This is a genomic window from Xenorhabdus bakwenae (assembly GCF_030272115.1).
Lineage (GTDB): Bacteria > Pseudomonadota > Gammaproteobacteria > Enterobacterales > Enterobacteriaceae > Xenorhabdus > Xenorhabdus bakwenae.
The window spans coordinates 402,719-418,177 of record NZ_CP119194.1; the positions used below are offsets into that span (position 1 = coordinate 402,719).

Below are 15,459 nucleotides of genomic sequence, written 5' to 3' on the forward strand. Positions count from 1 at the left end.
CAATTTGTAATCTTTTAATTTTCATCGAGGGATAACTAATTAACACTGTTCATTTAATCTTGCTTTTTAAATAATCCGCCTGTCATCAAGCAACGTCCACGATGAGCGCTCAAGGACTCGGTAACAGGAGAATTAATATGACAGTGACAGCATTGAAAACAAATCTGATTCGCTTGCCGGAAGTGCAGCGCAGAACAGGTTATAGCAAAGCGTGGATTTACAAACTGATTAGTGATGGGGAATTCCCGAAGCAGGTCAAAATTGGCCCTCGCTCAGTCGCCTTTATTGAAGCAGAAATTGATAATTGGATTGCACAGCGGATCGCCGAATCAAGGGTGTCATAACAGACAAAAGACTATGACATAAGAAATGTAATATAAAAACAAAACGCCCCGAAGTGCTACCAACACTGCGAGGCGTCTAACCAACAACCATTTAAACAAGGTAAAAAATTATGGCTGATACACAGCATACCCAAACTCGCCCCAAATTTACAGTTCAAAAAACATCGGGCAATCAAAAACCGTTCGATCTTATCCAGACTGTGAAAACTTCCGCTATGTATTCTTGGTCAAACCTGCTGCCTGCGTGTGGTATTGATATCCCTGCAAAGGGTAAACATGGCGCCTGCCCTGTCTGCGGCGGTACTGACCGTTTCCACTTTATCGATGATCACCATCATGGCAACTGGCATTGCCGCCAGTGTGACGCCCCAAACTATGGCGATGGGCTGGATTTAGTGGCAAAAACCAAAGGGATCTCCATCACTGAGGCGGCAAAAGTGGTCGCTAATGTGCTGGCATTGCCTCTGCCAGAACCCAAGCCAGCCAAAGAAACCCATTATCCCACACAGCCGATTGCCGAAAGAGTGGCGGCACTGATGGCGCAAACTGTCGCCGGGCAATCGCCCTATCTGGCGGCAAAGGGGATACAATGCCTTAATCAGCGGCTACTGTTCGATAGTTCGACGGTGCTGGCCCTGACAGCACTGGATAAAAAAGTCACAGGTGCGCAGATCATCAAACCCAATGGAGATAAAAAATTTTTATCCGGCAGCCAGAAGAAAGGCGCGTTTATTCCCGTGTCAGAACTGGAAGCGCACCCGAATACGGTCATTATTACCGAAGGTTACGCCACAGCCCTCACGGTTAACCAGCTCTATAAAGGCACGGTTCTGGCTGCGCTGGATGCCGGCAATTTGTATTCTGTCGCCAACGCCGTTCGGGAGCGGTGGCCGGACACCAAAATTATTCTGGCTGCGGATAATGATTGGCATCGCCCTGGCGAGCTGGATAAGAACGGTAAATCCAAAGTGAATGTCGGCAAGATCTCGGCAGAAAAAGTTGCCCTTGCGGTGAATGGTTGGGTTACGTCTCCACCGACAGAGTACAAAGCTGATTGGGACGATTATCGCCAGCAAATCGGTATTGAAGCAGCAAAACAGGCATTCAGTAACGGGTTGTATCAGGTAGGGAAATCAATGAATAGTCACGCAACAGAAAACCGTAATTATCACAATGTTGAAACGCTTTATCCGCAGCGTAAGACAAAGTTACCCCTATCCATTGGTTCAGAAGGCTTTGATGCACAAGTGGATTATGTTGTTAAAGGCATTATTCCGGCACATTCCCTGTGCAGCATTTACGGGGCGAGCGGATCATATAAAAGTTTTCTGGCGGGTGCATGGGGCTGTCATATTGCTACAGGTAAGGCATGGGCTGGAAAATCGGTTGCTCGGGGTTCTGTGCTGTACGTTGTCGGTGAAGGCGGGATCGGCGTGCCACGGCGCATCAAAGCATGGGAAATCGTTAATGGTCAGGTAGTTAAAAATATGTATCTGATCAATACCCCTGTATTTCCGGCCTCACCTGCCGAAGTGCATGAGCTGGTGATCGCCGCCCAGCAGGTTGAGTCTGAAACAGGCGAACCGGTACGCCTGATTATTCTGGACACTCTCGCCCGTTGTTTTGGTGGTGCTGATGAGAATGATTCAAAAGATATGGGCGCGTTTGTCCGGGGCTGTGACGAGCTGAAAGCTAAAACAGGCGCTAGCATTCTCGTGGTTCACCATTCCGGCAAAGATGAAAGCAAGGGCGCAAGGGGGTCCAGTGCCTTTCGTGCTGCGCTGGATGTTGAATACCGGATCAGCCGGGAAGGGAAAAAAGGCGGCGCATTGGTTATCACCTGCACCAAGATGAAAGATGCCGAAGAGCCGGAAACTAAAGCCTATGACATGCGTGTAGTTGAACTTTTTACCGATAAAGACGGTGAGAATATTACGTCACTGGTTCTGGTTGACCGACCGCGTGATCCGGTTGAGGAGGAGGACATCGGGCATGTCTCCAATAAAACCGATAATCATACAGCATTATGGCAGTGTATTATTCGGTCACGTATCGCCCTGAAAGAGCCTTGCAGCATTGCCCTTGTGCGTGATGATTTAAAAGCGATAGGGGTGAATGTGAAGAATTTTAGCCGTTGGTTAACCAAGTTAGAACAAGACGGAATGATTACCCGCAACGGGCAGGAACTCACCATCATGAATCAGAACAATGAAGATTAAAAAGTGAGTAAAAAAGTGAGGAGCGGTGAGGAAAGGAAATTTGTGCTTCACCAAATTCCTCACTTTTTTCGCATATATACGGAAAAAGTGAGGAACATAAAACATGTTGATTTTTAAGGATAAATAAATCCTTATTCCTCACCTGTTTTTGCAGTGAGGAAAATAAAAAGTGAGGAGAAAAATGAGGAATGGGTGAGGAGGAAAAATCTTTTCTGGCTGGTGTTTTTTCAGCTCTCCATGTTACCGGGCTAATGAATTAGCCCGGTAACATGGAGAAGACAAGCGCAGCGCGTCAGTTGAAGCAAAACTTAGGGATAGCCGGGAAATCAGTCAGTTTTCTCTGGCAGATTCATGATGATACAAAGGAGATTTCTGAAATAAAAATAATCTTTTATTGCATGTGCAGTGGAACAGTCTAATGCACCTTGTTCCATTCAGAAAAATAGACATCAAAACCGCTCAACCTTCCCCCTCCTGACTAAAAACAAATTTAATTTATATTGTTAATTTTAAATTCTCTTACTAATACGCTATATATTGATGGTTTTATTGATTTTTATTTAATTTCAGGCAAATACACTAAGTAATAGCATTAATGCGTTTATTAAAAGTTAATTAATTATCATTAAGTCACAGCAAACAGCTAAATCTACTGAATATTTTAATTTTCACTTGATGTTAATTAATTTTATTGAACATATCTGTAACACTAATCAATAATACCCAATCTGCAACCACTGCATGACTTAATATTTTTAGTTTGCAAGATAGTCACATACGCAATACGGAAAAAAGAATAAATGAGCACTGAGTCGCCGAATTTTTCCCCGGAATTGGATACCGGACTGATTTGTCTGGCCATGTTGGCCAGGTTTCACAACATAGCCATCTCAATCGAACAACTTTCACATGAATTCTCTGCCGCTAATCAAAGTGTGACTCAGCAGGAGCTGCTGCTGGCTGCACGGAAATCGGGGCTGAAAGCCAAGGCTGTGCGCACCACACTGGCCAGACTTGAACACACACCGTTACCCGCTATTGCTATTGACCGTGAGGGGAAGTTTTTCATTTTAGCCAGGGTCGATCAGGAAAAAGCGTTGATTCAGGTTCCGAGTTCAGCTCGTGCTGAGGTTGTCAGTTTCGAGGAACTTGCGCAGCGCTGGACTGGGCAACTGATACTCGTGCGCTCGGGTAATAGTGTATCCGGCGGCTCCTCGCGTTTTGATTTCACCTGGTTTATCCCGGCTATCGTCAAATACCGAAAGTTGCTGGGTGAAGTGTTGCTGGGATCTTTTGCCCTACAGTTGTTTGCCCTGGTGACCCCATTGTTCTTTCAGGTGGTCATGGACAAAGTGCTGGTACACCACGGCCTGACGACATTGGATGTTGTCGCGGCAGGGCTTTTGGGCATTATGCTGTTCGAGTCGGCCTTGAGTGGTCTGCGTAGTTACGTGTTTGCGCATACGACCAGCCGGATTGATGTGGAGTTAGGTTCGGGTCTGTTTCGGCATTTAATCAATTTACCACTGGCTTATTTCCAGGCCAGGCGCGTCGGTGATTCTGTTGCACGTGTACGCGAACTGGAAAACATTCGCAGTTTCCTCACCGGCAATGCCATTACGCTGATGATTGATGTCTTTTTTTCCCTGGTCTTCATTTTGGTCATGCTCTTTTACAGTGGCTGGCTGACCCTCATTGTGTTGGTGTCTTTGCCGCTCTATGCCCTAGTTTCGGCTTTAATCACCCCGCTTTTGCGTAAGCGATTACAGGACAGCTTCACGCGCAACGCAGAAAATCAGGCATTTCTTGTTGAAACGGTAAACGGCATTGATACCCTGAAATCAATGTCGGTTGAACCCCAAATTATCCGCAAATGGGATAACCAGATGGCGGCTTATGTGGCTGCGGGTTTCAAAACCCAGACCTTATCGACGCTCGCTAATGAAAGTGTTTCGCTTATCGGTAAACTTGTCACGGTTGCCACACTCTGGCTGGGTGCCCGCCTTGTGATAGAAGGGCAACTGTCGGTGGGAGAACTGATCGCATTCAATATGCTGGCTGGCCGTGTCAGCGGTCCTATTATGCGTCTGGCTCAGCTATGGACCAGCTTCCAGCAAACCGGCGTCTCGGTGCAGCGTCTGGGAGACATCCTCAATTCCCATACTGAATTGTCTCAGTCTACACGGAGTACGGTACCGCCGCTCAAAGGGCAGGTTACATTCGAACAGGTGCATTTTCGCTATCGTCCCGACGGCTCTGAGGTGCTGAGTGGCGTTAATCTGAGCATAGGTGCCGGAGAAATTATTGGTGTGGTTGGCCGCTCCGGCTCAGGCAAAAGTACCCTGACTCGCCTGTTGCAACGGCTCTATGTGCCGGAGCGCGGACGGGTGATGGCCGATGGCATGGATCTGGCATTGGCTGATGTCTCCTCATTGCGCCGGCAGATTGGCGTCGTGTTGCAGGACAATATGCTATTCAACCGCAGCATTCGTGAAAATATCGCTTTGAGCGACCCAGGGACGCCACTCGAAGTGGTTATGCACGCCGCAAAAATGGCGGGAGCCCATGAGTTCATCCTTGAGCTGCCGGAAGGTTACGACACGATAGTGGGTGAGCACGGCGCGTCACTTTCGGGTGGTCAGCGGCAACGGGTGGCGATTGCCCGTGCCTTGATCGGTGATCCCCGTATTTTGATTTTCGACGAAGCGACCAGTGCACTGGATTACGAATCTGAACGGGTGGTTCAGCAAAACATGCAGAGCATTTGCAAGGGACGTACGGTCATCATTATCGCCCATCGATTGTCAGCGGTGCGCAACGCCCATCGTATCATTGTGATGGAACGCGGGCAGATCGTTGAACAAGGCACCCATGCCGAGTTACTAGCGCGTCAGGACGGTCACTATTCACGATTGTACCAACTGCAGCAAGGCTGAAGGTTTCGTCGATGATCCTGGCTAATAACATCACCAGAGGCAGACGTGATCAAGATAAATACCCCCCGACTCAAGGAAAATATTTCGTATGAGCGCCACTCTTTCTTTATTGCAGCGCTATCGCAGCATATGGCGTCAGGCCTGGCGCCAGCGTAAAAACATGGATACACCGCCGCGCCTCCCCCATGAATTACAGTTTTTACCGACAGAATTGGAGTTGCAGGAAACGCCAGTTCACCCGGCACCGAGGATTTTCATCTGGAGCATCATGGGTTTCGCTTTATTGGCAGTGCTCTGGGCCTGCATCGGTAAAATCGAGGTCGTGGCGGTCGCGCCGGGTAAAGTCGTTCCCAATGGCAAAACCAAGCTGATCCAACCCAGCGAAACGGCGGTGGTCAGAGCGATCCATGTCAATGACGGTCAGACGGTAAAAGTGGGCGAGTTGTTGATCGAACTCGACCCGACGGCAGCGAATGCCGATGTCAGCCGGCTCCAGAGCGAGTTACTGGCGGCGCGTATCGACAGTGCGCGCAGCACAGCCATGCTTGATGCGATCAATCAGCAACAGCCGCCGACGTCGCTGGCAGGAACCATTGCCAACGCCAATCCAGAGCAGGTGCTCAGTGCCCAGAGTTGGCTTCAAGGGCAATATCAGGAATACCGTAGCAATCTGGAGCTGGTCGATGCAGAGATCCGTCAACGTAGCGCCGAAATCCAGTCTGCCCAGGCTCAGGTGGCCAGCCTGCAAAAAACGTTGCCGATCGCTACGCGATTGACTGAGGACTACCAACGATTATTGACGAAACAGTATGTGTCGCGGCATGCGTATCTGGAAAAAGAGCAAGCCCGGCTGGATCTGCAACGTCAGTTAAGCGTGCAGCAGGCCAGTGTCTTGCAAAACATCGCTGCTCAGGAGGAGGCGCGACGTCGGCGTGAAGCAGTGATTGCACAAAATCGCCGCGCCATGCTCGATTTACAGCAGGAAGCCAACCAGAAAGCGGCAATCCTGAATCAGGAACTGGCGAAAGCCCGTCATCAGGAAAACCTGACCAGCCTCAAGGCACCGGTGGCCGGCACAGTTCAACAACTGGCTGTCCATACCGTCGGTGGCGTGGTGACACCGGCTCAGCCGCTGATGGTCATTGTCCCCGCAAACCAACCTATAGAAGTGGAAGCCATGCTGGAAAACAAGGACGTGGGGTTCGTACATATTGGTCAATCGGTCACCGTTAAAGTGGAAACCTTTAATTTCACCAAGTACGGCACCGTTGACGGTGAAGTGCTGAGCATGTCGAACGATGCCATTGAAGATGAAAAGCGTGGGCTTATTTATAGCACCCGTATTCGTCTGAAGTCGGATCACTTGCGGGTCAATGGGCAGCGGGTGGCGTTGTCTCCGGGCATGTCGATCACGGCAGAAATAAAAACCGACCAGCGGCGGGTGATTGATTACTTCCTAAGCCCGCTACGGCAGCATATGGATGAAAGTCTGAGGGAGCGATAAAAACCGAAGGCGCATGAGGTACTTTATGTCGGATTCAGCGCGTTATTTTTACCGTTTTTCTGAGGTGGGATAAGTGATTATTGAAACTTTTTGTCATCTTACTTTATTGGGAGCAACGAAATGAAGGTATTACCTCGGCACTGGGGCTATCTCCTTATTTTTTTAGTCTGTGGCTGGTTAATCCTCTTTTTTTTAGGCTTTACCGGATTGGTTCGTTGTACCGGGTTCGTCTCGGGGTTAAGCGGTTGCCATCAGAGAGCGGAAACAATACGCAAACCCGTTGATGTCACCAAAGCCGGTCAGTCCGTGGCTTTTGATTTTGAAATCCCACAGGAGGGAGATTATCAATTTGCCCTGCTGTTTGCTACCGGGGATAACCATAATGAAATGGAAAGGCGATTTAAGCTGTTCGGAGATATTGATAAAGACGGGGTAATAACTCCTGTTTCACTTCATATCGTTAAGGGGGGCAAGGTTTTTTTTGACGAGAAAATAAATGCAGGGGGAAACGATGGAGGACAAGCTTTCTATTATGAAGATAAATATGTAAATACAACCGTGCGAGAAATTAAAACGTTTTCATTACCCCCCGGAAGTTACTCTGCGGTCATTACCACGTTGGAAGATATTCCCACCTTTAATGGTATTAAGAGTTTTATCGAGTTCGACTATTACAATCCGAAGATTTGATGTCTGTAGAAAATGTCTGGAGTAACGAGATGACGGTATTACGCACACATGAAAGGTTTAGGAATTGGCGCTGGATTATTCTTTTTTTAAGTTGTGTCTGGTTGAACGCCTGGTCTAAGCCCATTGATATATATAAATCGATTGATGTATCGAAAGCGGGCCAATCAGTCAAATTTAATTTTGAAATCAGCAAGAAGGGAGATTATCAGTTTGTTCTGCTGTTTGATATTGGAAATGATTATGACGAAATGAAAAGGCGGGATGAGCTGTTTGGAAGCATTTATGAGGATGGAGTTGCTACCCCCGTGTTGCTACGTTTGGTTAAAGATGGAAAGATTTTTTTGATGAAAAAATAAATGTTGAGAGGAGCAGTTGGAGGCGCACTTTCTATTACGAAGCGAGAAGAGTAAATACGGTTGTGCGAGAAATTAAAACATTTTCGTTATTCCCCGGACGTTACTCTGCTGTTATTACTATCTTAGAGAATATTCCTGATTTCAATGGCATAGAGAGTTTTGTCGAGGTCAATTATTTTAATCCAAAAATTTAACTTATGTAGAAAAAGTCTGGAGTAACGAGATGACGGTATTACGCACACATGAAAGAGTTAGGAATTGGCGCTGGATTATTCTTTTTTTAAGTTGTGTCTGGTTGAACGCATGGTCTAAACCCATTGATATATATAAATCGATTGATGTATCGAAAGCGGGCCAATCAGTCAAATTTAATTTTGAAATCAGCAAGAAAGGGAATTATCAGTTTGCTCTGCTGTTTGATAAAGGCGATGATTTTGAAGAATTGAAAAAACGGCTCGAATTGTTTGGGGAGATTGATAAGGACGGAATGATAACTTCTATCTCACTTAAGATAGTTAAAGATGGCAAGGTATTTTTTGACAAGAGAATAAATGCAAAAGGACGTGGTTGGGGACAGTCTTTAGATTACGAAGGAAGAAGAATAAATCTAGCTGTTCGTAACATTAAAATACTTGAGCTACTCCCAGGGAGTTATTCTGCTGTCATTACCACCCTTGAAGATATTCCTGCCTTTAATGGCATCGAGAGTTTTGTCGAGTTCGCTTATTTTAATCCGAAAATTTGATTTCTGTAGAAAATGTCTGGAGTAACGAGATGACGGTATTACGCACACATGAAAGGTTTAGGAATTGGCGCTGGATTATTCTTTTTTTGAGTTGTGTCTGGTTGAACGCATGGTCTAAACCCATTGATATATATAAATCGATTGATGTATCGAAAGCGGGCCAATCAGTCAAATTTAATTTTGAAATCAGCAAGAAAGGGAATTATCAGTTTGCCCTGCTGTTTGCTACTGGGGATGATCGTGAAGAAAGGAAAAAGCGTTTTAAGTTGTTCGGAGATATTGATAAAGACGGAGTAATAATTCCTATTTCACTTCATATAGTTAAAGATGACAAGATTTTTTTTGACGAGAAAATAAACGCAAAAGGATACGGTTGGGGGAGAGCCTTTTATTATGGAAATAAATATGTAAATACAGCCGTGCGAGAAATAAAAACACTTTCATTCCCCCCCGGACGTTACTCTGCTGTCATTACTACTCTGGAGAATGTTCCTGCTTTTAACGGTATCGAGAGTTTTGTCGAGTCCACTTATTACGATCCGAAAATTTGACCATGTAGAAAAAAACAATAGATAAATAACAAGTAGAGGAAATAACAAGTATGGAAAAGAAATACACTGTGACCTATAAAGTTGCGCCAATGGGGGCTAAGTATGTTTATCAGGCCGATAAGGGCGATCATAAAGCGGGGGACGTACATAAATCATCCGGCGGTCATATGTGGTATGTAATAAATGACGGTAACGGAAATGAAGCAAGTTACGGTTTTGAGTCACAACATGATCAGCCCTGGGGAGAAGGACGGGTAACTCGTTATGATAATGTGGCCTACCAAGAGACCACTTATGAAGTTACCATCACATTGACTGAAGCTCAATACAACAAATTAAGCGATTTTTCACAAGATCCAAAATTAGGTGGATTTAATTCTAACGTTTATGCGTTGGATTTTAACAGTTGCGTAGATTTCGTATTTACATCATTAAATTCCATTGGATACAGTAAGAAAGGTTTTTTTGGAAGAGATTTTCAAGGAAATATGTTCCCTAATGCTAATCCTGCGGTTTTGAGAGAAATACTGAATTCTCATGGCGCTCAAATCATTCGTGATGACCTGATTCGTAATGGTGATCACTATGAAAAAAGAGTTATTCCATGGTTTACTCCTGAATGGCTTAAACCTGTGGGTAAAGAGGGTACGATTCCCAACCCACCAAAAAGTTTGATTAACATTGATATCAATTCCTCCCCACAGCCCCAGAAACATATTCAGGGCGAAAACCAAGCTCGGCACGATGTTGCCAATGGTTATATCCAAAATGCGGCGACACACAAAATATCTGTCATCGGGGATATTCTCAACAAAACAGATTTTACCTCCACCCAGATGGCTGGCCTTGCCACCGGGGGCATCCGTCCCGGTGAGATGCAGCTTGACCCCAATGTTCGGCCTAATACCTATCTGTCGGAGTTCTACAAACCTTTTTACCAACCTGGTGACACCAGCAAACTGAACTTCGACCTGCGCAACGCCGCCACGTTGAACGGTCTATCAGCAATGACAACGTTCAACACATATGTTGACCCGCTATTATTGGATCTGAACGGTAATGGCGTACACATGACTGACATCCGTGACGGTGTGTTGTTCGACATGGATAACAGCGGAACGCTCAAGCGTACCGGCTGGACAGGTAGCAATACCGGAATACTGGTGATCGATGATGGTAGTGGTCAGATAAAAAATGCCAGTCAAATGTTCTCCGAATACTACAGTGGCAAAACCGGAATGAATGGTGCCGCTGGCGAGAAGAAATTCAGGGATGGCTTCGGAGCTTTAGCCAGTGAAGATGCCAATAAAGATGGAGTGATTGATGAGCACGATCCAATCTGGAGCCAGTTACGGGTTTGGATTGATGGTTCACATGATGCGAAAGTCGATGCAGGCGAACTCAAGACATTGGCCGAACTGGGTATCACTCAGATTAACGTTCGCTCCTCAGATAAAGCCGAAGTACGTGATGGGAACCGGGTTGTTGCCAGTGGGTCTTTCACTATCAATGGCGAAACCCGTGAAATGCTGGCAGTTGATTTTCTCGGTGATCCCGTCAGCAATATCTTGAGCACTGAGGGAGCTGGCATACGAGTGACCTCCACACACAACGATATCACGACCACGGCGTACGCCAGCCAGAGTGAAACCGGTGAAACTCTGAATGCGGAGCAACTAGGTGTGAGCAATCTGTATGGGGGCAACGGTAATGATACCCTGATTGCAGCAAAAACCGGCAGCTGGCTGGTTGGGGGAGCAGGAAGTAATACCTATGTGGGTGGTGCCGGCGATGACGTTTTTGTTATCAGCGCTTCTGACGATACAAAAAACATTCACGGTAATGGGGGGTACGATACCGCAATTATTGTCGGCAATAAAGGTGTGGCACTGGACATGGATCAGGCTGGTTTAACTATTGCTCAAGGCGGAAGCGGCGATGATACCATCATAAGCGGTGGTGTCAACGGCGTCTTTATTAAGGGAGGTTCCGGCAATTCGACTCTGATGGGTGGAATGGGCAATGATGTACTGGTCGGTGGTAGCGGACACAATACTATTATTGGTGGTATTGGCAAATCAGTTATTTATGCTGGTCCTCAGGGAGATACCATCTATGCATCCAAAGGCGGCAGCATTATTCATGCCGGTGGCGGAGACGATAAGATTTTCGGCGGTGTAGGTGATGACATTATTGAGGTAGGACACGGCAATGCCACGATTGATGGCGATGGTGGCGTTAACATCGTCAGTCTGCACGGCAACCACGGCGACTACCAAATCACCCGTACCGACAATGGATATATCGTGGCCGATAAAGTTGCCGGGCGTGATGGCACAGTGACGCTGAAAAATATCCAAAAACTTAATTTCGCGGATATTTCGGCGGTGGATTTACAAATCCCCAATGCGATGCCTGTTGAGGATGTCCTCACCCACGACAAGGACGGCAACGTCTTTTCTCGTACCCAGCCTCATCTGATTTCCGCAGAGAGCCTGTTGGCCAATGATCAACACCTTAGCAGTCAGGGTGCCCTGCGCATTGCCAATGTTGGGGATGCGATAGGCGGTACGGTCAGCCTCACCGCCCAGGGCGATGTCTTGTTTACGCCGGATGCAGATTATACCGGCGTAATTAGCTTCAAATATGGTGTAACTGATGCAGCCGGCAATCCTTCAGCCTCGGTAGTGGATCTGAGCAGCGGAGAAACCGCACCAATGCGGGCCGTTGCTACCTTACTGACCCCGGAAGTCCCGCTCGATCCACTGGCTGCCCAGCAATGGTATCTGAGCGATGCCAACATCTTACCCGTTTGGAAAGACTATACCGGCCAGGGCGTGCGTATCGGTCAGTTCGAACCGGGCGGTCAGTTCTCCACCGGACCAGAAATCTTTGATATCGCTCATCCCGATCTTGCCGCGAATGTTGACAAAGCCTGGCTGCAAACTCAACAGGCCAATGGCACCCTGCCAAACGTGGTTTCCAACCATGCGACGATGGTGGCGGGTGTGATGGTTGCCACGAAGAACGATATAGGTGGTGTAGGGGTTGCCCATGGTGCTACGCTGGGCGGCTATTATCTGGCTAATGACGGTGCTGACCTTGCGGGACTGGGGCATATGGTCAGCTTTGACATTGCCAACAATAGCTGGGGATTCACTAACGATTTCGCGCTCAGCAATCTTCAGGGTGGTTCCATCAATACCGCCGCATCGCTGAGCCTGAATGCGCAATACGCAGCGGCTAATGGCCGGGGCGGATTGGGTACCGTCATCGTGGCGGCGGGTGGTAACAATCGAGAAGCCGGCGGCAATGCCCAGGGTTCACTGACCAGTAATAACCGTTTTTCTGTACAAGTCGGTGCGATCAACGCACAGGGCGATTTATCGACCTTGCAGATTGGCTCTTCACCGTTCTCGAACCCGGGTGCCAGCCTGCTGGTTTCGGCACCGGGCAGTAATGTGGTATCGACCAGCCATATGCTGAAAACCGAACGTGGCTCAACTTTCGGTAATGACTATACCAGCATGCAAGGCACCAGCTTTGCTGCCCCGATCGTCTCCGGCATTGTTGCACTGATGCTTGAGGCCAATCCGAACCTGGGCTATCGTGACGTGCAGCAGATCCTTGCACTGTCCGCTCGCAAGGTCAATGACCCCTCCACCGAATGGAGCGACAATAGCGCCCATCACTGGAATGGCGGCGGCATGCACACCAGTAATGATTATGGATTTGGCACCGTCGATGCACGCGCCGCTGTTCGCCTGGCCGAGTCCTGGATGACGCAAAGTACGGCGGCCAACGAGTATGTTTATAGCGCCTCCAGCGGCGCGCTTGGCAAAACTCTGGCTGCGGGAGAAACGCTGACATCCTCCATTGCGATGAATGCCGGTCTGAATATTGAGCATATCGAAATTGATTTTGATGCTGAAATTGGCCGTCTTGGCGATTTGACGCTCAAACTGATCTCTCCTGATGGCACTCAGAGTATATTGCTCAATCGTCAGGGTAAGGTTCCGGATGGCCTGCCGGGTGCGAGTGCGTCCGATATGGGTAGCAGCGGGTCGGGAACGTTCAAGTACAGCTTTATGTCGACCCATGATTTTGGTGAAAACTCGGCGGGTAACTGGACTCTGCAAGTCACCAGTGCAAATTCGGGCCTGCCAGCCACACTCAATGCCTGGTCACTCCGTTTGTACGGCAGCAAGAGTACACCGGATGACACTTACTTTTACACCGACGAATATATCCAGTCGGTGGTCGGGCAAACTAACCGTGCGGTACTGGATGACGCAGTCAATGGCGTGGCGGGTGGACGTAATACCCTCAATGCGGCGGCGGTTTCACGCGATACCTCAGTCAACTTGCAGACCGGTGTTGCCAGCATTGGCGGTGCCGCGTTAACTATCAAGGATCCGTCGGGTATTCAGAACATTATCACCGGCGATGGCAACGATACGCTGGTCGCAGGTAATGCTAATGCCTTGCTTGATGGCGGGCGTGGGAACAACATGCTGGTTGGCGGTGCGGGTAAGGATTTCTTTGTGGTCCACCGCCGTGAGGCCGGCAGCGATATTATCAGTAACTTCGAGGCCGCCCGTGGTGAAATCATCGATCTGGTCGGGTTCCGTGGAAAAACCTTTGCTGACCTGCTACTGACTCAGCAGGGAGAGGATGTTAAGGTTGATCTGGGTAACAATCAGAGTATTACCCTGAAAAATCAGCAAATCACTGGAATTAGTGCAGATAATTTCAAGTTCCAGGATGCCTTTATCGCGCCAATGACCTACACCAGTAGTGATACCTCCACGCACCAACCACAAGAAGGCCTGGGAACGGTGATCCTTAATGGTGGAGGCAATAGCGTCTCGCTCAGTACCGATGCTCAGGGTCAGATGAAATTTAGCCTGGGTGGAACTATTTATAGCCATGATAGTGCAACATCAGACACTTTTGTTATTGCAGCTCAACCCGGCGCTAATAATTACAGAAACGCATTACGTGGGTTCCGCCACGGCATCGATAAGATCGATCTGCGTCAAATTGGCATCACTGACTTTAGTCAACTTTCTATCACTAAAAGCAATCGTGGTACGATCAATGGGTTGTCACAAATTCATGGCGTTAACGTTGCGTTTAATGGGGCAAACGGCGCTGATTCAAAAGTGGAATTGCTTTATCTCGATACTCTGGATGTTTCACAGATAAATGCATCCGATTTTCTCTTTGCTGAACCTACGCCAGGTTTAGTACCAGTAGTGGCACAATTTCCAAATAAACCAGTGTTAACTACGCCAAATGATCCTCTTCCCGGTGTTAGTAATCCAGTGGTGCTTCCTCCCATCGATCTAAAACCAGGTAGAGTTGATATTGGCAATATTGATCTAAAGCCGATTGGTATGCCTGACTGGGCGGTAGCCTTGAAAACTAATATGGAAGATAAGTTGAAATCTGACCAAGGGACGTTTCATATGCCAGATTTTAATAAGCTTGACCTAGGGATTTTCAGGTTTACTAACCGCAACGTGGAGGTACCAGAAGCTAACTCTATAGTGGGATCAAATAGTCATGTTGATTTAAAACCTACACCGGTTGGTATGCCTGACTGGGCTGTTGCCTTGAAGACTGATATGGAAGATAAGTCGAAGTCTGACGAAGGGACGTTTCACATGCCAGACTTTAATAAGATTGACTCAGGACTTTTCAGATTCAATAACCTTAATGTGGAGGTTCCTAAGATTAACTCTGTAGTGGGATCTGTACCTCAATCGATAGACAATCATGTCGAAAGCCTTATTCATTCCATCTCTGCATTTGCGCCATTAGCACCTGCAACATCAATGTTTGGAGATGTTGAACAACAGCAGTTACAACCTGTATTAGCTGCTAACTGGCACTGATATTGATTAGTAAATAATAATGCCCGCGATAATTATCGCGGGCATCTCATAAGCTAATGAAAACTATAGTCGTTCCTACCTTGAACAAACATTTGACTCGCTTAATCTCAATCGATAATGTATTAATCTATAACCAGAACGATCCTATCGCCTGAAAGGATCAGCATTAAGCGGCGAAACAAATCTATGGTCTTCCCCGTTTTTGCAACACTCA

General features: G+C 47.4%; 8 protein-coding genes and 1 pseudogene. All 9 read left to right on the plus strand.

Annotation, left to right across the window (positions count from 1 at the left end; genetic code table 11):
• Positions 1 to 137: 137 nt before the first annotated feature.
• Entirely contained in the window at positions 138 to 344 is a 207-nt protein-coding gene (locus tag PXH59_RS02540; protein WP_285810189.1) for a helix-turn-helix transcriptional regulator, read from the plus strand.
• 110 nt (positions 345 to 454) lie between these two features.
• Positions 455 to 2,563 carry an AAA family ATPase gene (locus PXH59_RS02545; RefSeq protein WP_285810191.1) on the plus strand — a complete coding sequence of 703 codons (2,109 nt, stop codon included), beginning with the start codon at positions 455 to 457 and terminating at the stop codon, positions 2,561 to 2,563.
• A gap of 800 nt (positions 2,564 to 3,363) precedes the next feature.
• The gene (locus PXH59_RS02550; RefSeq protein ID WP_285810193.1) at positions 3,364 to 5,499 is read left to right on the plus strand and encodes a type I secretion system permease/ATPase; all 2,136 of its coding nucleotides are present in this window, start codon (positions 3,364 to 3,366) and stop codon (positions 5,497 to 5,499) included.
• 88 nt (positions 5,500 to 5,587) lie between these two features.
• A complete protein-coding gene (locus PXH59_RS02555) occupies positions 5,588 to 7,003 on the plus strand; it encodes an HlyD family type I secretion periplasmic adaptor subunit (RefSeq protein ID WP_285810194.1) in 1,416 nt (471 codons plus the stop codon).
• A gap of 120 nt (positions 7,004 to 7,123) precedes the next feature.
• On the plus strand, positions 7,124 to 7,693 hold the full coding sequence (locus tag PXH59_RS02560) for a DUF5625 family protein (RefSeq protein WP_285810196.1): 570 nt from the start codon (positions 7,124 to 7,126) through the stop codon (positions 7,691 to 7,693).
• 29 nt (positions 7,694 to 7,722) lie between these two features.
• Positions 7,723 to 8,243: pseudogene (locus PXH59_RS02565) on the plus strand (DUF5625 family protein).
• A gap of 29 nt (positions 8,244 to 8,272) precedes the next feature.
• Complete coding sequence (locus PXH59_RS02570; protein ID WP_285810199.1) at positions 8,273 to 8,794, plus strand: DUF5625 family protein; 522 nt, start codon at positions 8,273 to 8,275, stop codon at positions 8,792 to 8,794.
• A gap of 29 nt (positions 8,795 to 8,823) precedes the next feature.
• Positions 8,824 to 9,345, plus strand: a complete 522-nt coding sequence (locus tag PXH59_RS02575) for a DUF5625 family protein (protein ID WP_285810201.1) — start codon at positions 8,824 to 8,826, stop codon at positions 9,343 to 9,345.
• A 50-nt stretch (positions 9,346 to 9,395) separates the two neighbouring features.
• The gene (locus PXH59_RS02580) at positions 9,396 to 15,245 is read left to right on the plus strand and encodes an SPM autocatalytic domain-containing protein (RefSeq protein ID WP_285810202.1); all 5,850 of its coding nucleotides are present in this window, start codon (positions 9,396 to 9,398) and stop codon (positions 15,243 to 15,245) included.
• The last annotated feature ends 214 nt before the right edge of the window (positions 15,246 to 15,459 follow it).